The sequence below is a fragment of the Geodermatophilus sp. SYSU D01176 genome (genome assembly GCF_054050015.1).
Window position 1 is genome coordinate 1 of sequence record NZ_JBJGYN010000004.1, and the last position, 18451, is coordinate 18451.

Below are 18451 nucleotides of genomic sequence, written 5' to 3' on the forward strand. Positions count from 1 at the left end.
GTATAAGGGGTGCTTGGGGTGTCCGGCCGTCCACTCCAATCTATCAGGTCAGGTGGACGTGCCGGGTCGAGGCACCCGGGCGACGGGGACCCAGGACGCACGGCGGTGAGCTCAGCTGGTCATCCGGCGGAGGACCGGGCCGGGTCAGCGGCCGGCGCCGACCACCGTCAGCGCGCCGGGCACGCAAACGCTCGCCGCCGGCAGCGGGGCCACCGGCTCGCCGTCGGCGTAGGTGCTCAGCCCCTCCCCCGCCAGCTCCACCCGGCGGGCGCGGTGCACGGTGACCGCCGGGTGGTCGACGTGCGTGCCGGCGGTGAGCCGCGGGCGGGTGCGCACCAGGTCCCGGCGGCTGACCGGGCCGACGACGGTGACGTCGAAGGTCCCGTCGGCGGGGTCGGCGGCCGGGCACACGCGCATGCCGCCGCCGTAGCAGGGGGTGTTGCCGACGGCGACCAGGGTGACGGGGCCGGCCCGCGGCTCGCCGTCGAGGACGAGGGTGAGCGCGCGGGGCCGCAGCCGGGCCAGCTCGGCGAGGACGGCCACGTCGTAGCGGCGCGGCCCGCGCGGCCAGCGCAGCCGGTTGGCCCGGTCGGTGACCGCGGAGTCGAAGCCGCAGCACAGCACGGTGGCCCACCAGCGGTCCCCGGTGCGGCCGGCGTCGAGGACGCACCCCCGCCCGGCCCGCAGATCGGTGGCGGCCGCCTCCGCCGCGGCGCCCGGGTCGGCCGGCACGCCGAGGGCGAGGGCGAGGTCGTTGCCGGTCCCGGCCGGGACGACGGCCAGCGGGGTGCCGGAGCCGGCGACGGCCTGCAGGGCGGCGTGCGCGGCGCCGTCCCCACCGATCGCGACGACGGCGGCGGCGCCGGCGGCGACCGCCTCGGCGGCCTGGCGCTCCGCGGCGGTGCGCGTGGCGGCGGGCAGCACCCGCGGGCGCAGGCCGGCGGCGCGCAGCGCGTCGAGGACGGCGCCGGCGACCGCGCGGGCCCGCCCGCGCCCGGCCGCCGGGCTCACCAGGACGGCGACGTCGTTCCCGGCGCCGTCCCCGCTCAGCGGCGGGTGCGCGCCGGGCCGTCCAGCGACGCGGCCGGTGCCTCCGCGGTGGGGTCCTCCCGGCGCAGGTCGTCGTAGGGGGTGGGGGCCGCGTCCAGCCGGGACGGCGCGGCGTCCAGGGGCGAGGCCTCGTCGTCGGCGAGCTCGTGGAAGTGCTCGGCGGCGTCCCGCTTGGCCCGCCGCCGGTCGACCAACCGGGCGACCTGGATCGCCAGCTCGAACAGCACGATCATCGGCCCGGCCATGAGCAGCATGGTGAACGGGTCCTGCGTCGGGGTGACGAAGGCGGCGAAGACCACCGTCAGGAAGAAGATCCACCGCCGGGCCCCGCGCAGCGCCTCGTAGGTGAGGACGCCGGCCAGGTTCAGCGCCACCGCGATCAGCGGCACCTCGAAGCTCACCCCGAACGCCACGAGCAGGGAGAGCATGAAGCCGATGTAGTCCGGGGCGGTCAGCGCGATGACGGTGCCCTCGCCGGCCAGGCCGAGCAGCAGCTCCAGGCCCGCCGAGAGGGAGACGTAGGCCAGCACCGCGCCCAGCGCGAACAGCGTCGTGGAGACCGCGACGAAGCCGAACCCGTAGCGCTTCTCGTTCCGCTTCAGCCCCGGGGTGACGAACGCCCACAGCTGGTACAGCCACACCGGCGCCGACAGCACCGCCCCGGCCAGCAGGCTGACCTTGAGCCGGATGAAGACCCCACCGAAGACGTCGGTGATCAGCAGGCCGCAGCTGTCGTCGGCCGCTCCGCCGTACCGCAGGTCCGCCGGCAGGCCGCAGTACGGCGCCCGGATGAAGTCGCCGAGGCCCTGCTCGTACCACCAGAACGCGACGGCGGTGGCCAGCAGGAGGGCCAGCAGCGCCTTGGCGATCCGGTTGCGCAGCTCGGTGAGGTGCGCGACCAGCGTCATCGTCGCCGCGGGGTCCCGCGGCGGGCGGCGCCGGCGCAGGCCGGACCGCTTCCGGGCCGGCTCGCCCGTGCCACTGTCGCTCATGGTGGTGCCGGGGGTGGGGGTCAGCGGGTGCTGTCGGCCGGGCCGGCCTGGGTGGCGCGGGCGCGCAGCTCGGCGGCCCGGGCCTCGGCGGCGCGCGCCTCGGCCTCGAGGGCCTCGCGCTCGCGGTCCGCGGCGGTCGCCGGCGGCAGCACCTCACCGCGCACCGGCGCGGTCCGGGCGGCGTCCTTGGTGCGGACGTCGTCGTCCTTCATGCCCTTCATCTCGCCCTTGAAGATGCGCAGCGACCGGCCCAGGGAGCGCGAGGCGTCCGGCAGCTTCTTGTACCCGAAGAGCAGCAGGATGGCCAGGATGATCAGGCCGATCTCGAGCGGTCCGAGGTTGGGCATGGCGGTCCTCCGTGGGTGGGTGGCGTCGTCGATGCTACGTGCCCGCAGGCGTCCTGCCGCCCCCGAAACGGGGGGTGTGGCGGCCCTGGTCAGGAGGGGCGGCGGACCTCGGCGGCGCGGGCGGCGGTCGCCTGCGCCCCGGTGAGCAGCGGGCGGACGTCGTGCTCCAGCGCTGCGAGCTCCCGGCGCAGCCGGCCCGCGGCGCCGAGCAGCCCGTACGCCAGCGCGCCCAGCACGACGACGGCGAGCACGGCGACGGCGATCCACACGACGGTCAGCAGCACGGCTCTCGACCCTAGCCGCCGGAGGTGGACGGGAGCTGTCCGCCGGCTGCATACCGGGTGAGCGCGGCGCGGGCGTCGGCGGCCACGGCCGCGGCCAGCTCGGCCGGCTCGTCCACGGTGGCGGCCCCGCCGAGGGAGGCCACCAGCCGCCGCGCCCAGGCCATGTCGGCGGTGCGGACGGCGACAGCGAGCCCGCCCGGCGGGTCGTCGACCTCGCGCACGTCCTCCACCGGGTAGTACTCGGCCACCCAGCGGGCGGTGCGGGCCAGCCGCAGCCGGACCACCGGCGAGCCCGGCTCGGGCTGGTAGAGGCCGGCGTCCACGTCGCGCAGGTGCACCCCCGGCGGCGGGGACGACGGCTCGTCGAGGACCTGGACGTCGTCGATCCGGTCCAGCCGGAACAGCCGGACGCCGGCGACCTCCCGCGACCACGCCTCGAGGTACCAGCGGCCGTCGACCAGCAGCAGCCGCAGCGGGTCGACGGTGCGCTCGGTCCGCTCGTCCCGGGTGGGCACGTAGTAGTGCAGGTGCAGCGCCCGCCCGCGCTCCAGCCCCTCCCGGACGACGGCCAGCGCCTGCTCCTTGGCGTCCACCGACAGCGCCACCGGCGTGACCCGCTCGGCGGCGTGCCCGGCGGCGGCCGACACCTTGGCCAGGGCGCGGCTGACCGCCTCCCGCTCGGCGAGGCCGGGCAGCTCGAGCAGGGTGCGCAGCGCCACCACCAGCGCGACCGCCTCGTCGGTGGTCAGCCGCAGCGGGCGCACCATGCCCGCGGTGAAGGTGACCCGCACCCGGTCGCCCTCGAAGGCCAGGTCGATGAGGTCCCCGGGCCCGTAGCCGGGCAGCCCGCACATCCACAGCAGCTCCATGTCGCGGCGCAGCTGCCGCTCGGGGACGCCGAAGTCGCGGGCCACCTCGGCCAGCGGCACCCCCTCGGGGCGGGCGGTGAGGTACGGCACCAGCGAGAGCAGCCGGGTCATCCGTTCGGTGGTCGTGGGGGCGCTCACGCCGCCCCCTCCGGTGCCATCGCGGCGAGCCGGGTCAGCCGCTCGACCACCGCCGCCCGCACCGCGGCCGGGGCCTCGACGACGACGTCGGCGCCGTAGGAGGCGATCTCGCCGGCCAGCCGCATCGGCTCGGTGGTGCGCAGCTCCAGCCGGTCGTCCCCGTCCTCGGCCGGCCCCAGCGGAACGGCGTGCCGGCGCAGCCCGACCGCGGTGCCGGGCCGCGCCCGCACCACCACCAGCTGCTCCTCGCCGCGGGCCTGCCCGGCCACCATGGCCGCCAGGTCGACGTCCGCCGGCGGCTCGAACACCCCCGGGGGGCCGACCGCCTTCGGCGCGCCGACGACGCGGGAGAGCCGGAACACCCGCGGCGCCTGCCGGTCGAGGTCCAGCCCGCCGAGGTACCAGCGGCCGTGCCAGGCGACGACGCCCCACGGCTGCACGCGGCGGCGGGTCGGGGCGTCCTCGTCGGGACGGCGGTAGTCGAAGGTCAGCTCCCGGCGGTCGCGGGCCGCGGCGTAGCTGGGCTCGAAGGCCGGCTCGTCGGAGTCCAGCCGCGGCCGCAGCGGGATCGCCCGGGAGGTGTCGACGTCCACCCCGGCGGCCTTGAGCTTGACCAACGCGCTCTGCGCGGCGCCGGCCAGCTGCGCGGACTCCCACAGCCGCAGCGCGAGGCCCACCGCGGCGGCCTCCTCGCCGGTGAGGGTGATCTCGGGCAGCTCGTAGTCGGCGCGGGCGATGCGGTAGCCGTCCTCGGTGTCGAACACGCTGGTGCGGCCGGTCTCCAGCGGCACGCCCATCTCGCGCAGCTCGGCCTTGTCCCGCTCGAACATCCGCTTGAACGCCTCGTCGGCGCGGGCGGTGCCGTCGTCGGGCTCGTACCCGGGGACGGTCGCGCGGATCTTCGCCGCCGTCACGTACTGCCGGGTGCCGAGCAGGGCGATGACCAGGTTCACCAGCCGCTCCGCCCGCTTCGCCGCCACGGCCCCAGGCTAGTTGAAGGACCCCCTGCCCCCCGCCACTCGGCGGCCTCGTCCAGAGGCTCGCCGCGAGCGTGCGAGCGGTGAGGAGGACGGGGGCCTTGTACCTGCAGGGGGCCGGGCGACCCGCGAGCGCGCTGGCTAGCCTGCCCGGGTGGGGGAACACGGGACGACACAGCAGCGGATCCGGTGGCGACGGGGCACGGTGACCGCCCTCGGGCGCGCCTGGCGGGACGCCCAGGAGCTCACCGCCCAGGTCGACGGCGACGGCGAGGTCCGCGCGCTGGCGCACCCGTCGCTGGTCGGCGTCCCGGAGGTCGGCGACACCGTGCTGCTCAACACCACGGCCTGGGCGCAGCGGCTGGGCACCGGCGGCTACGCGCTCGTGGTCGCCGTCCCCGACCGGCTGCCGCCGGACCCCGCGGGCCCCGGCCACCTGGTCAAGGCCCGGTACACGCCGCTGCAGGTGAGCGTGCAGGGCGTCGACGAGCAGGACACCGAGCACCACCGCACGATCGCCGACGCCGAGGACCTCGCCGGGATGCCCGTCGTCGTCGCCGACCTGCACTCGGCACTGCCGGCCGCGCTGATCGGCGTCCTGGCCACCGACCCGGACCTGAGGGTCGCCTACGTCATGACCGACGGCGGCGCGCTGGTCGCCGGCTTCTCCCGGACGCTGTCGTCGCTGACGCCGTCGCTGGCCGGCGTGGTGACCGTGGGTCAGGCGTTCGGCGGCGACCTGGAGGCGGTCACCCTGCACACCGGGCTGCTGGCCGCCAAGCACGTCCTCGGCGCCGACGTGGCGATCGTCAGCCAGGGGCCGGGCAACCTCGGCACCGGCACGCCGTGGGGCTTCTCCGGGGTGGCCGCCGGCGAGGTGTGCAACGCCGTCACCGTGCTCGGCGGGGAGCCGGTCGGGGCGCTGCGCATCTCCGACGCCGACCCGCGGCCCCGGCACCGCGGGGTCTCGCACCACTCGCTGACCGCGTTCGGGCGGGTCGCCCTGGGCGGGGTGACGCTGGTGGCCCCGCGCGGGCTGGGCTCGGAGCTGGGCAGCCAGGTCGAGGAGGACCTCGCCGGCCAGCCGGAGCGCAACCGGGTGGTGTGGATGGACGTCGACGGCCTCGAGGAGGCCCTCGGCCTGTCCCCCGTGCCGCTGTCGACGATGGGCCGCGGCTATCCCGAGGAACGCGCCTACTTCCTGGCCGCGGCCGCCGCGGGCCGCTACGCCGCCCTGCAGGTCCCGCTCGACTGACCGTCGGCCCCTCGGCCCGCGCCGAGTGCGACGAACTCGTGGTGATCAGCCCCTGATGGCCACGAGTTCGTCGCACTCGGCGGGCGTCACATGCTGGCGATGAGCTTGTCCACGCGCTCGTCGACGGCCTTGAAGGGGTCCTTGCACAGCACGGTGCGCTGGGCCTGGTCGTTGAGCTTGAGGTGCACCCAGTCGACTGTGAAGTCCCGGCGCTTCTCCTGGGCCCGCCGGATGAACTCCCCGCGCAGCCGGGCGCGGGTGGTCTGCGGGGGCACGTTCTTGGCCTCGAACACCCGCGGCTCGTGGGCCACCCGGTCGACCTGGTTGTTGCGCTCCAGGAGGTAGTACAGCCCGCGGGTGCGGCTGATGTCGTGGTAGGCCAGGTCCATCTGGGCGATCCGCGGGTGGCTCATCGGCAGGTCCCGCTTGGCCCGGTAGCGCTCGATGAGCTGGTACTTGGTGGCCCAGTCGATCTCCCGGTCGATCAGCGACAGGTCGCCGGTGTCGACGGCCTTGAGCACCCGGCCCCACAGCTCCAGCATCTGCCGGTGCACCGGGCCGAAGCCCTCCCGGTCGACGAACTCCGCGGCCCGGGAGTGGTACTCCGACTGGATCTCCAGCGCCGACATCTCCTTGCCGTTGGCCAGCCGCACCTTGCGCCGTCCGGTCATGTCGTGGCTGATCTCGCGGATGGCGCGGATCGGGTTCTCCAGGCTCATGTCCCGGATCGGCACCCCGGCCTCGATCATCCGCAGCACCAGGTCGGTGACGGCGACCTTGAGCAGCGTCGTCGTCTCGTTCATGTTGGAGTCCCCGACGATCACGTGCAGCCGCCGGTAGCGCTCGGCGTCGGCGTGCGGCTCGTCGCGGGTGTTGATGATCGGCCGCGAGCGGGTGGTCGCCGACGAGACGCCCTCCCAGATGTGCTCGGCGCGCTGGGACACGCAGTAGATCGCCCCGCGCGGGGTCTGCAGCACCTTGCCCGCGCCGACGACGATCTGCCGGCTGACCAGGAACGGGATGAGCACGTCGGCCAGCCGGCTGAACTCCCCGTGCCGGCCGACCAGGTAGTTCTCGTGGCAGCCGTAGCTGTTGCCGGCGGAGTCGGTGTTGTTCTTGAACAGGTAGATGTCGCCGGTCACGCCCTCCTCGGCCAGCCGCTGCTCGGCGTCGACCAGCAGCCCCTCGAGGATCCGCTCGCCGGCCTTGTCGTGGACGACGAGCTCGGTGAGGTCGTCGCACTCGGCGGTGGCGTACTCCGGGTGGCTGCCCACGTCCAGGTACAGCCGGGAGCCGTTGCGCAGGAAGACGTTGGAGCTGCGCCCCCACGACACCACGCGGCGGAACAGGTAGCGGGCCACCTCGTCCGGGGACAGCCGGCGCTGGCCGCGGAAGGTGCACGTCACGCCGTACTCGGTCTCGATGCCGAAGATCCGTCGTTCCACGGACCGACTCTAGGCGCCGGATGCGACGAAAGCTCCCTCTCCGCGCCCGCGTCGCCCCGGGCCGTGGCGGGTGGACCCGATCAGCCCTGCCGGTGCGCGTCGAGCCGTTGCAGCAGGTCGGCGGCCACCTCCTCGACGGTGTCGTGGTCGTTCTGGCTGGCCCGTTGCCGGGCGTGGATCAGCGCCGCGCGGTTGACGGTGCGGAAGTCGCCGTACGGGAAGGCGTAGCGTCCCTTGGTGCCCTCCGAGGCGTCCGGGTCTTCGGCCAGGTGCCATGCGGCGAAGGCGCCGAAGCCCTCGGCTTCGATGAAGGCGTTGGCGGCCGCGGCGTCCGGCGCGACGTCGGACCACGCGGTGTCGTCGTCGTACGTGCCGTCGTCGATCAGCTTCTGCGCCTGCGCGACGGCGGCCCTGTTCACCCGGTACTCCGGCATGCGACCGTCCTACCCGTCCCGGGAGCCGAGGGGCAGGCCCGGGGCACCCGTGCCCCTGCGACCCCGCGCTCCCAGCTGTTCCGTCATCCGGGTCAGGTGGTGGGTGCCTCTCCCCCGCTGCCGGCCGTCCCGCCGCTGTCGGGGGCCGACGGCTCGCCGAGCCCGGCCGGGGTGCCCGGCTGCGGCACGCTGGGCGAGTGCGCGGCGGTGTGCGGCTCCTCGCCACCGACGGCCTCGGGCTCCTCCCGCCGCTCCAGCAGCGGGCGCAGCGCCGCACCGGTGATCCGCCGGAACGCCCGCTTGGGCCGCCGCCGGTCGAGGACGGCGACCTCCAGCTGCTCGGCCGACAGCAGGCCGCCGGGACCGCCGTTGCCGGCCGCGGTGGCCGGGCTGACCGCCGACAGCGCCTGGACGCCGACCTGCAGCGCCTCGGCCAGGGACAGGCCCGGCAGGAAGTGCTCGCGCAGGTTGGCGCTGACCGCCTCGGCCTGGCCGCCCATGACGACGAAGTCGGGCTCGTCGACGACCGAGCCGTCGAAGGTCAGCCGGTAGAGCTGGTCGGTCTCCGGGGTGTCGCCCACCTCGGCCACGCACAGCTCGACCTCGTAGGGCTTGGTCTGCTGGGTGAAGATCTCGCCGAGGGTCTGCGCGTAGGCGTTGGCGATCACCCGGCCGGTGACGTCGCGGCGGTTGTAGCTGTAGCCGCGGACGTCGGCCAGCCGCACGCCGGCCACCCGCAGGCTCTCGAACTCGCTGTAGCGGCCGACGGCGGCGAAGCCGATCCGGTCGTAGAGCTCGCCGACCTTGTGCAGCGTGGAGCTGGGGTTCTCGGCGATGAACAGGACGCCGTCGGCGTAGGTGAGGACGGCGACGCTGCGACCGCGGGAGATGCCCTTGCGGGCGTACTCCGAGCGGTCGCGCATCAGCTGCTCGGGCGAGGCGTAGTACGGCAACGTCATGGCGCTCAGCCCTGCCCCTCGGCGGCGGCCCGCTCGTCGATGATGGTCTTGGCGACGGCGGCGACCTCGTCGTCGGTCAGCCGGACCGCGCCCTCGGCGTCGACCCGGTAGACGATCGGGTACAGCCGGCGCACCGGGTCGGGCCCGCCGGTGGCGGAGTCGTCGTCGGCGGCGTCGTAGAGCGCCTCGACCAGGCTGCGCGTGGCGGCGTCGCCGTCCAGGCCCGGCCGCCAGGTCTTCTTGAGCGAGTTGCGGGCGAACAGCGACCCGGAGCCGACGGCGGCGTAGCCGCGCTCCTCGTAGTTCCCGCCGGTGACGTCGTAGCTGAAGATCCGGCCCGGGATGGTGTCCGGCGCGGCGTCGAGGTCGAAGCCGGCGAACAGCGGGACGACGGCCAGGCCCTGCAGCGCCGCGCCGAGGTTGCCGCGGATCATCTGGGCCAGCCGGTTGGCCTTGCCGTCGAGGGAGAGGGTGAGGCCCTCGATCTTCTCGTAGTGCTCGAGCTCGACCTGGTAGAGCCGCACCATCTCGATGGCGATGCCGGCCGCACCGGCGATGCCGATGACCGACCAGGCGTCGGCCGGGTAGACCTTCTCGATGTCCCGGCTGGAGATCAGGTTGCCCATGGTCGCCCGCCGGTCGCCACCCATGAGGACGCCGCCCGCGTAGGTGACCGCGACGATCGTGGTGCCGTGCGGCGTGATGTCACCGACCGGCAGCTGCGGCACCGGACGGCGGCCCGGCAGCAGGTCCGGCGCGGCCGTCGCGAGGAAGTCGGTGAACGAGGAACCCACCCGGTCCAGGTAGGCGGGCGTGAACCCGCTCCGACCAGCTGACGTCTCGTTCACCCATCCGCCTCTCACCCGCGTGCCGGTATCTCCCGCGCTGTCGCTGGCGACCCTACCGGCGACCCGGACCGGTGGCTGTCCGGCCGGGGCGAACAGCGTGCCGCCTCGGCACCGGAGCCGATCGAGACGGTGGTCCGACGGTCAGCCGCTCGCCTGCATGGCCCTCCAGCGGGCGAAGCCGTGGCTGCACCGCCGGTCACGGGCACGGCCAGGCCGGCCCTGACCGCGCGGGTCGCCGGGCTCCGGCCGGCTGCCGACCGATCGCGGCAAGGCCCGGTGTCGGTCGACGTAGTGGGCGGCTGCACGGAGGACCTCAGGGTCGTCCTTGAACTGCCCGAGCCCACCGTTGCAGTTGAAGCACAGCAACTCGCGGACCTCGCCCGTGTCGTGGTCGTGGTCCACGTGAGCCGCCGGCGCTGTTCGACAGATCGCGCAGAGTCCGCCCTGCGCCTCGAACATCACGTCGGCCTCCTCCGCCGTGATGCCGTACCGCCGCTTCAAGTGGTACGTACGTGCACCACCGACCTTGTCCTTGGACGCCTTGCCCCGGGCGTTGTGACAGGGCTTGCAGTACGTGTGAACGCCGCTACGACTGGCTCGGGACCCAGGGAATTCAGCATGGGGCTTCACCGCATCGCAGTCCGGGCACCACTTGAACCCGTCCGGAACACTCCGCCCCACCGGATATCGACGCGTCGGAGGTCCGATTCGCCGGGCCTTCGACTCCCTGAGCCTGCGTCGGGCATGCTCACGGCAGTAGAACGCCAACCCGTCACGGCGTCGCCTGTCCTTGGTGAAGTGCTCGAAGGGTCGTTCCTCGCCACAATCCGGACAGAACTTCGTCACCGCAACTTCTCATCTCACTGGAATTGCGAGACAGGAATGGTCATTGGCCCCCTTTTTGTACATATGACCTAACGAATTCCTCGCTGTTCTCCTCCAATACCTCGTCAATTTCATCGAGGATGGAGTCGAGGTCCTCGGAGACCTCCTTGTGGCGCTCGGCGACCTCGGTGTCGACCGACGCCTCGACCTCCTCGGTCTCCTCCCGCGTGCGCGTCGAGCGCTGCTGACCGCCGCTGTCCCTCGTGGCCATGGGTTCCTCCCGGTGCAGGTCGTGGCTGGTGCCTGGTGCAGAAGTTACCCGCGAGGTGCGACGTTCGGAGGTCGACCGACCCGGGGGTCAGCCGCCGGTGATGGTGTCGACCAGCTCCTGGGCCGAGGACGTCGACTCGAACAGCGCGCCCACGTGGTCGCGGGTGCCCCGCAGCGGCTCCATCGTCGGGATGCGGACCAGGTTCTCCCGGCCGAGGTCGAAGACCACCGAGTCCCACGACGCGGCGGCCACCTGGGCCGGGTAGCGACGCAGGCACTCCCCGCGGAAGAACGCCCGGGTGTCCGTCGGCGGGCGCAGCATCGCCCGCGTCACCTCCTCGTCGGTGAGCAGCCGCTGCATCGAGCCGCGCGACACCAGCCGGTGGTACAGCCCCTTCTCCGGCCGGACGTCGGAGTACTGCAGGTCGACCAGGTGCAGCCGGGAGTCGCCCCACCCGAGGCCGTCGCGCGAGCGGTAGCCCTCCAGCAGCCGCAGCTTGGCCGGCCAGTCCAGCCGGTCGGCGCAGCGCATCGGGTCGACCGCGAGGTCCTCGAGCACCTCGGCCCACCGGCGCAGCACGTCGGCGGCCTGGCCGTCGTCCTCGCCCCGCCGGTCGACGTGCCGCTGCGCCATCTCCAGGTACGCCTGCTGGACCTCCAGGGCGGTCATCCGGCGCCCGTCGCGCAGCCGCACCTGGTGGGTCAGCGACGGGTCGTGGCTGATCGCCTGCAGCGCCTGCACCGGCTCCTCGATGGAGAGGTCCTGGGTGAGGGTGCGCGCCTCGATCATGTCCAGCACCAGCGCCGTCGTCCCGACCTTGAGGTAGGTGGACAGCTCGGCGAGGTTGGCGTCGCCGATGATCACGTGCAGCCGGCGGTACTTGTCGGCGTCGGCGTGCGGCTCGTCGCGGGTGTTGATGATCGGCCGCTTGAGGGTCGTCTCCAGGCCCACCTCGACCTCGAAGAAGTCCGCGCGCTGGGAGAGCTGGAAGCCCTGCGTGCGGCTCTCGGTGCCGATGCCGACCCGCCCGGAGCCGGCCACCACCTGGCGGGTCACGAAGAACGGGATCAGCCCGCGGATGATGTCGAGGAACGGCGTCCGCCGGTCCATCAGGTAGTTCTCGTGGGCACCGTAGGAGGCGCCCTTGCCGTCGGTGTTGTTCTTGTACAGCTGGATCGGCTGGGTGCCCGGGATGCGCGCGGCGCGCCGGGCCGCCTCGGCCATCACCTGCTCCCCCGCCTTGTCCCACAGGACGACGTCGCGCGGGTTGGTGACCTCCGGCGTCGAGTACTCCGGGTGCGCGTGGTCGACGTAGAGGCGGGCTCCGTTGGTGAGGATGACGTTGGCCATCCCCGAGTCCTCCTCCAGGTCGTTGTGGTCCAGCGCCTGGGCCGGGGAGAGGTCGAAGCCGCGGGCGTCGCGCAGCGGCGACTCCTCCTCGAAGTCCCAGCGCGGCCGCCGCGGCGTGGGGGCCTCGGCCACCGCCCACGCGTTCACGACCTGGCTGGAGAGCGTCGTCGGGTTCGCCGTCGGCTGCCCGGGCACCGAGATGCCGTACTCGACCTCGGTGCCCATGACCCGCCGCACGCTCATGTCGCCACCCTAGGCGTCCGCGGCGACACCGTCCGGGGACGGGCGGGTGTCGCCGCCGGGGCCCGCCACCGGTGGCGGGACGGGTCCCGGGACGGCGGACGGCCCGGCCCCCGCGGTGCGGGAGCCGGGCCCTCGTGCGGCCCCGTCCCGGGTCCCGCCCGGAGCCTGCGGAGGGTGGGAGGACGGGGTCCTCCTGCTACAGGTACTGGCCGGTGTTGGTCGCGGTGTCGATCGCGCGGCCGCTCTCGGTGCCCTTGCCGCTGATGAGCGTGCGGATGTAGACGATCCGCTCGCCCTTCTTGCCCGAGATCCGCGCCCAGTCGTCGGGGTTGGTGGTGTTGGGCAGGTCCTCGTTCTCCTTGAACTCGTCGAGGCAGGCTGCCATCAGGTGGCCGACGCGCAGCCCGCCGGCGCCGGTCTCCAGCCGCTCCTTGATCGCCATCTTCTTGGCGCGGTCGACGATGTTCTGCAGCATCGCGCCGGAGTTGAAGTCCTTGAAGTACAGGACCTCCTTGTCGCCGTTGGCGTAGGTCACCTCGAGGAAGCGGTTCTCCTCGCTCTCGGTGTACATCCGCTCGACGGTGCGCTGGATCATCCCGGCCACGGTCGCCTCGCGGCTGTTGCCGTGCTCGGCGAGGTCGTCGGGGTGCAGCGGCAGCGTGGTGGTCAGGTACTTGCTGAAGATGTCGCGGGCGGCCTCCGCGTCCGGCCGCTCGATCTTGATCTTCACGTCGAGGCGGCCGGGCCGCAGGATCGCCGGGTCGATCATGTCCTCGCGGTTGGAGGCGCCGATGACGATGACGTTCTCCAGCCCCTCCACGCCGTCGATCTCGCTGAGCAGCTGCGGCACGATCGTCGACTCGACGTCCGAGGAGACCCCGGACCCGCGGGTGCGGAAGATCGAGTCCATCTCGTCGAAGAAGACGATGACCGGCGTCCCCTCCCCGGCCTTCTCGCGGGCCCGCTGGAAGACCAGCCGGATGTGCCGCTCGGTCTCGCCGACGTACTTGTTGAGCAGCTCGGGGCCCTTGATGTTGAGGAAGTAGGACTTCGCCTGCCCCTCCCCCTTCACCGCGGCGACCTTCTTGGCCAGCGAGTTGGCCACCGCCTTGGCGATGAGCGTCTTCCCGCAGCCGGGCGGCCCGTAGAGCAGGATCCCCTTGGGCGGGCGCAGCTCGTACTCGCGGAACAGGTCCGCGTGCAGGAACGGCAGCTCGACGGCGTCGCGGATCTGCTCGATCTGCCGGGCCAGCCCGCCGATGTCGCCGTAGTCGATGTCGGGGACCTCCTCGAGGACCAGCTCCTCGACCTCGCTCTTGGGGATCCGTTCGTAGACGTAGCCCGAGCGGGTCTCCAGCAGCAGCGAGTCGCCGCTGCGCAGCGGCTGGTCGGTGAGGGAGTCGGCGAGGTGGACGACGCGCTCCTCGTCGGTGTGCCCGATGACCAGCGCGCGCGGCGCCTCGCCCTCGACCGGCTCCAGCAGCTCCTTGAGCATGACGACGTCCCCGGCACGCTCGAAACCGCACGCCTCGACGACGTTCATCGCCTCGTTGAGCATGACCTCCTGGCCGTGCTGGAGGCCGTCGGTCTCCACGGCCGGGGAGACCGACACGCGCAGCTTGCGGCCGCCGGTGAAGACGTCGACCGTGCCGTCGTCGTGCCGGGTGAGGAAGACGCCGTAGCCCGACGGCGGCTGGCCGAGCCGGTCGACCTCCTCCTTGAGCGTGACCAGCTGGTCGCGCGCGTCGCGCAGCGTGCCGGCGAGCTTGTCGTTGCGCTCCGACAGGAAGGCCGCGCGGCCCTCCGCCTCCGCCACCCGCTCCTCGAGCAGCCGCAGCTGGCGCGGGCTCTCCGCCACCTTGCGGCGCAGCAGGCCGATCTCCTCCTCCAGGTAGGAGATCTGGCTGAGCAGCGCCGTCACGTCACGCTCGCGCCGCGCTCTGAACTCGTCGGGACCATTGCCAAGACCGGGGCCCATCGCGCACCTCCGACACATCGGGAGAGCCAGGACGCAAATCTATACACGGCCGGCCACAGCCTGCCCGGGGCTCGCCCACCAGCGGTCCGGTGCAGGGTCGCGCCGCCGGCCCCGTCCAGGGGCTCGCCGCGAGCCGGCGAGCGGTGGGGAGGGGGGTCCCCTCACTTCTGCGCCCGCCGCTGCCGCAGCGGGGCCACGACCCCCTCGGCCAGCCGCCGCGCGGTGACGAGGAACGCGGTGTGGGCGACCATCCGGTGTTCGGGGCGGACGGCGAGCCCGACCGCGTGCCAGGGCCGCAGCAGCGACTCCCAGGCGTGCGGCTCGGTCCACACGCCCTGCGCCCGCAGCGCCTCGACGTAGGTGGACAGCTGCGTCGTCGTCGCCACGTACCCGACCAGCACGCCGCCGGGACGCAGCGCGGCGGCCACGGTGGGCAGCACCGCCCACGGCTCGAGCATGTCCAGCACGACCCGGTCCACGACCTCCTCGGCCGGGTGCTGGTCCAGGTCGCCCAGCCGCAGCGACCACGTGCCGGGCACCTCGCCGAAGAACGCGCCGACGTTGGCGCGGGCGACGTCGGCGAAGTCCTCCCGGCGCTCGTAGCTGGTGACGCGGCCGTGCTCCCCCACCGCGCGCAGCAGCGAGCAGGTCAGCGCCCCGGACCCGGCGCCGGCCTCGAGCACCCGCATGCCCGGGCCGATGTCGCCGAACCCGACGATCTGGGCGGCGTCCTTGGGGTAGATGACCTGCGCCCCGCGGGGCATGGAGAGCACGAAGTCGGCCAGCAGCGGCCGGAACGCCAGGTAGCCGGTGTTCGCCGTCGAGTGGACGACGGAGCCCTCCGGCGCGCCGATGAGGTCGTCGTGCGCGATCGCGCCGCGGTGGGTGTGGAACAGCTTGCCGGGCTCGAGGACGACGGTGTGCAGCCGGCCCTTGGGGTCGGTCAGCTGCACCCGGTCGCCGGCGACGAAGGCCCCGGGGGCCGGCTCCCCCCGCGGGGCCTCGGGCGTGTCGTCGGTCGGCTCGGCGGTCTGCTGCTGCGCGTCCACGGGCGGCCAGCCTACGGAGGCGCGGCGAGTGCCCGGCGCGCGCGCTCGGAAGTGTCGGTATCCCGGCCTAGCCTCGGACAGGTGACGACGATGGTGCAGACCGGGCAGCCCGCGGACGCGGCTGCCTCTTCCCCGGACGCCCCCGTCGCCGACACGGGGACGGTCGGGGGGCGGCCGCCGCGCCGCCCCTCGCTGTCCCCGAGCCGGGCGGCCGACTTCAAGACCTGTCCGCTGCTCTACCGCTTCCGCACGATCGACCGGCTGCCCGAGCGCAGGAGCCTCGCGGCGGTCCGCGGCACGCTGGTGCACTCGGTGCTCGAGCGGCTCTACGACCTGCCCGCCCGCGAGCGCACGCCGGAGGCGGCGCGCGAGCTGGTCGCCCCGGCGTGGGAGGAGCTGCGGGCCGACCCGGAGGTCGCCGAGCTGTTCGCCGCGGGCGGTGCGGCGGACGACGCCGCGGCCGAGCAGTCCGTGGACGCCCCGTCCCTGGAGGCATGGCTGGCGTCGGCCGGCACGCTGGTGGAGAACTACTTCGCCCTGGAGGACCCGTCGCGGATCGAGCCCGACGGCCGCGAGGAGCTGGTCGAGGTCACCCTGCCCGACGGTCTGCTGCTGCGCGGCTACGTCGACCGGCTCGACGTGGCCCCCAACGGCGCCCTCCGGGTGGTCGACTACAAGACCGGGTCGATGCCGCGCGAGGCGTTCGAGGGCAAGGCCCTGTTCCAGATGAAGTTCTACGCGCTGGTGCTGTGGCGCACCCGCGGCGTGGTGGCCAGCCAGCTCAAGCTGCTCTACCTGGGCAACGGCGACGCGCTGACCTACGCCCCCGACGAGGCCGAGCTCGTCCGGTTCGAGCGCACCCTGCAGGCGATCTGGGCGGCCATCGAGCGCGCGGTCGCGACCGGCGACTTCCGGCCCAACCGCACCCGGCTGTGCGACTGGTGCGACCACCAGGCGCTGTGCCCGTCGTTCGGCGGCACGCCGCCGCCCTTCCCCGCCGAGGCCGCGGCCGCCGCGGGGTGGGCGACGCTCCCGGTCGTCGAGCGCGACTGAGAGAGGACCCCCTGCCCCCCGCCACTCGCGAGGTCGCGGCGGGACCCTGCAGGGGGCCACGGCCCCCGGCCCGGGACGGGGCCGACCTGATCTGGACCGCGGGCGCCGTGACGCGGGAGCATCGCGCATGCGCGGATACCGGGCACCGCGGGCCTTCGACGGCGAACGCTTCCTCCCCGGCGGGGCGCTGGTGCTCGTCGAGGGCCGCACCATCGCGGGCGTCGAGCCCGGCACCGCGCCGGCGCCGGACGGTTGCGCGGTCACCGACGTCCCCGACGGCACGCTGCTGCCCGGGCTGATCGACACCCACGTGCACCTGTGCGCGGACGGCGGCCCGCGGGCGCTGGACCAGGTTCCCGAGCTGGACCCCGCGGAGCTCGACGCCGTCATCACCGCCGCGGAACAGGCGACCCTGCGGGCGGGCGTCACCGCCGTCCGGGACCTGGGCGACCACCACTGGACGGTGCTGGAGCGCGCCGGACGCGACGGCGAGCGGCCCACCGTGGTCGCCGCCGGGCCACCGCTGACCTCACCCGGCGGGCACTGCTGGTCGATGGGCGGCGAGACGACGGGGGTCGAGGCGCTGCGCCGGGCGGTGCGCGAACGGGCCGAGCGGGGCGCGGGCGTGGTCAAGGTCATGGCCAGCGGCGGCGTGCTCACCCCCGGCACCGACCTCACCGCGTGCCAGTTCAGCCTCGAGGAGCTGCGCGCCGTCGTCGACGAGGCGCACCGGCTCGGCCTGCCGGTCACCGCCCACGCGCACGGCCTGGCGGCGGTCGAGCGCAGTGTCGCGGCCGGCGTCGACGGGATCGAGCACGGCAGCTGCCTGACCGGCTCCGGCGTCCACCTGCCCGCCGAGCTGGCCGCCGCGCTGGCCGCCGCCCGCATCGACGTCTGCCCGACCGTCGGGTTCCTGCCCGGCCTGGACCCGCCGCCGCACGTGCAGGCCCGGCTGGCGGCGGTCGGCGCGACGATCGAGGATCACCTGCCGCACGTGGCGGCCCTGCACCGGGCCGGGGTCAGCCTGCTGGCGGGCACCGACGGCGGGGTCGGCCCGCCCAAGCGGCACGGTCAGGTGGCGTACGCGGTGGCCGACCTGGTCGGCCCCTGCGGCGTGCCGCTCGAGGAGGCGCTGACCGCGGCGACCGCCCGGGCCGCCCGTGCCTGCGGGCTGGGCGACCGGACCGGGCGGCTGGCGGCCGGGTACGACGCCGACCTGCTGGTCGCCGACGGGGACGTTGCCGCCGACGTCACCGCCCTGCAGCGGCCGCGCGTCGTCGTCTCCCGCGGCCGGGAGGTGCCGCTCTAGACGCCCGCGTCCACCGCGTCGCGGGCGGCGAGCACCGCGTGCAGCTCGGCCAGGTCCACGCCGACGAGGGTGTCGCGCAGCACCAGGCCGGGTGCCGGCGCGAGCGGCTGCAGGGACGGCACGCCGAGCACGGCGGCCCCGGCCGCCAGGCCGGCGGTGGAGCCCGCGACCGAGTCCTCCAGCACCACGCAGCCGGACGGCTCGACGCCGAGTGCGGCCATCGCCTGCAGGTACGGCGCGGGGTCGGGCTTGCGGGCGGGGACCTCGTCGCCGCAGACGGTGGTGTCGAACGGGGGGACGTCGGGGAACGCGCGGCCGATGGCGTCGAGCACGAGGTCGGCCAGCCGGCGCGGCGTGGTGGTCACCAGCGCGGTCGGGACGGCGGCGTGCCGCACCTCGCTCAGCAGCTCGCGGGCGCCGGGCCGCCAGTGGATCTCCCCGGCGAGCAGCTCCGCGGTGCGGTCCTCCACCCAGCGGGCGTCCGCCAGGAACTCCTCCTCGCTGCGCGCCACCCCGATGTCGGCGTAGAGGACGCCGAGCGCCGTCCGCATGCTCGTGCCGACCGTCTGCTCCCGGGCGGCCTCCGACAGCTTCCCGCCCAGCTCCCGGGCGAGGGCGAACATCGCCTCGCCCCAGTACTGCTCGGTCTCGACGAGGGTGCCGTCCATGTCGCACAGCACCGCCTGCAGCCGCGCGCCGTTCAGTCCGCTGCTCTCCGGGGTGCCCACTGGATCCACGGTACGGCGCGGCCGGGGCCCGGGCCGGTCCCCGGCCG

19 protein-coding genes are annotated in these 18451 nt (G+C 74.3%); 3 read left to right on the plus strand and 16 right to left on the minus strand.

Annotated elements, in window-relative coordinates; all coding sequences use genetic code 11:
- Positions 1-144 precede the first annotated feature (144 nt).
- From ACI78Z_RS03935 to ACI78Z_RS03960, 6 genes are all read right to left on the minus strand, one after another.
- Positions 145-1011, minus strand: a complete 867-nt coding sequence (locus ACI78Z_RS03935; RefSeq protein ID WP_457035213.1) for a diacylglycerol kinase family protein — start codon at positions 1009-1011, stop codon at positions 145-147.
- Positions 1012-1046: 35 nt separating this feature from the next.
- Positions 1047-2042 carry a twin-arginine translocase subunit TatC gene (tatC, locus tag ACI78Z_RS03940; RefSeq protein ID WP_457035214.1) on the minus strand — a complete coding sequence of 332 codons (996 nt, stop codon included), beginning with the start codon at positions 2040-2042 and terminating at the stop codon, positions 1047-1049.
- Positions 2043-2062: 20 nt separating this feature from the next.
- Positions 2063-2389: a Sec-independent protein translocase subunit TatA gene (gene tatA, locus ACI78Z_RS03945; protein ID WP_457035215.1), complete on the minus strand. Its 327-nt coding sequence runs from the start codon at positions 2387-2389 to the stop codon at positions 2063-2065.
- Positions 2390-2478: 89 nt separating this feature from the next.
- Positions 2479-2673 (minus strand): hypothetical protein, encoded by a 195-nt coding sequence (locus ACI78Z_RS03950; protein WP_457035216.1) that lies wholly within the window; start codon positions 2671-2673, stop codon positions 2479-2481.
- 11 nt (positions 2674-2684) lie between these two features.
- The gene (locus ACI78Z_RS03955; protein ID WP_457035217.1) at positions 2685-3680 is read right to left on the minus strand and encodes a helix-turn-helix transcriptional regulator; all 996 of its coding nucleotides are present in this window, start codon (positions 3678-3680) and stop codon (positions 2685-2687) included.
- A complete protein-coding gene (locus ACI78Z_RS03960) occupies positions 3677-4660 on the minus strand; it encodes a helix-turn-helix transcriptional regulator (protein ID WP_457035218.1) in 984 nt (327 codons plus the stop codon). The genes ACI78Z_RS03955 and ACI78Z_RS03960 overlap by 4 nt, the downstream gene beginning before the upstream one ends.
- Before the next feature lie 151 nt (positions 4661-4811).
- On the opposite strand from ACI78Z_RS03960, the gene ACI78Z_RS03965 reads away from it, so the two are divergent.
- Positions 4812-5912 (plus strand): DUF3866 family protein, encoded by a 1101-nt coding sequence (locus ACI78Z_RS03965; protein ID WP_457035219.1) that lies wholly within the window; start codon positions 4812-4814, stop codon positions 5910-5912.
- Positions 5913-5998: 86 nt separating this feature from the next.
- Here the strand turns inward: ACI78Z_RS03965 and pafA are convergent, their stop codons facing one another.
- The 9 genes from pafA to ACI78Z_RS04010 all read right to left on the minus strand — a co-directional run bounded on the left by pafA (position 5999) and on the right by ACI78Z_RS04010 (position 15314).
- Complete coding sequence (gene pafA, locus ACI78Z_RS03970; RefSeq protein WP_457035220.1) at positions 5999-7357, minus strand: Pup--protein ligase; 1359 nt, start codon at positions 7355-7357, stop codon at positions 5999-6001.
- Between the two features lie 80 nt (positions 7358-7437).
- Entirely contained in the window at positions 7438-7791 is a 354-nt protein-coding gene (locus tag ACI78Z_RS03975) for a hypothetical protein (RefSeq protein WP_457035221.1), read from the minus strand.
- A gap of 92 nt (positions 7792-7883) precedes the next feature.
- Entirely contained in the window at positions 7884-8750 is an 867-nt protein-coding gene (gene prcA, locus ACI78Z_RS03980; RefSeq protein WP_457035222.1) for a proteasome subunit alpha, read from the minus strand.
- Between the two features lie 5 nt (positions 8751-8755).
- Positions 8756-9598: a proteasome subunit beta gene (prcB, locus tag ACI78Z_RS03985; protein ID WP_457035223.1), complete on the minus strand. Its 843-nt coding sequence runs from the start codon at positions 9596-9598 to the stop codon at positions 8756-8758.
- A gap of 141 nt (positions 9599-9739) precedes the next feature.
- Positions 9740-10444, minus strand: a complete 705-nt coding sequence (locus ACI78Z_RS03990) for an endonuclease VII domain-containing protein (protein ID WP_457035224.1) — start codon at positions 10442-10444, stop codon at positions 9740-9742.
- Between the two features lie 40 nt (positions 10445-10484).
- Positions 10485-10694: a ubiquitin-like protein Pup gene (locus ACI78Z_RS03995; protein WP_457035225.1), complete on the minus strand. Its 210-nt coding sequence runs from the start codon at positions 10692-10694 to the stop codon at positions 10485-10487.
- A gap of 87 nt (positions 10695-10781) precedes the next feature.
- Positions 10782-12287, minus strand: a complete 1506-nt coding sequence (gene dop / locus ACI78Z_RS04000) for a depupylase/deamidase Dop (protein ID WP_457035226.1) — start codon at positions 12285-12287, stop codon at positions 10782-10784.
- Positions 12288-12483: 196 nt separating this feature from the next.
- Positions 12484-14208 (minus strand): proteasome ATPase, encoded by a 1725-nt coding sequence (gene arc, locus ACI78Z_RS04005; protein ID WP_457035227.1) that lies wholly within the window; start codon positions 14206-14208, stop codon positions 12484-12486.
- 218 nt (positions 14209-14426) lie between these two features.
- On the minus strand, positions 14427-15314 hold the full coding sequence (locus ACI78Z_RS04010; protein WP_457035228.1) for a tRNA (adenine-N1)-methyltransferase: 888 nt from the start codon (positions 15312-15314) through the stop codon (positions 14427-14429).
- 90 nt (positions 15315-15404) lie between these two features.
- Here ACI78Z_RS04010 and ACI78Z_RS04015 point away from each other — a divergent pair, with 90 nt between their 5' ends.
- On the plus strand, positions 15405-16367 hold the full coding sequence (locus ACI78Z_RS04015) for a RecB family exonuclease (RefSeq protein ID WP_457035358.1): 963 nt from the start codon (positions 15405-15407) through the stop codon (positions 16365-16367).
- A 127-nt stretch (positions 16368-16494) separates the two neighbouring features.
- Positions 16495-17676 (plus strand): amidohydrolase family protein, encoded by a 1182-nt coding sequence (locus tag ACI78Z_RS04020; RefSeq protein WP_457035229.1) that lies wholly within the window; start codon positions 16495-16497, stop codon positions 17674-17676.
- Here ACI78Z_RS04020 and ACI78Z_RS04025 read toward each other — a convergent pair.
- Entirely contained in the window at positions 17673-18404 is a 732-nt protein-coding gene (locus ACI78Z_RS04025) for an HAD family hydrolase (RefSeq protein ID WP_457035230.1), read from the minus strand. The genes ACI78Z_RS04020 and ACI78Z_RS04025 overlap by 4 nt on opposite strands.
- Between the last annotated feature and the right edge of the window lie 47 nt (positions 18405-18451).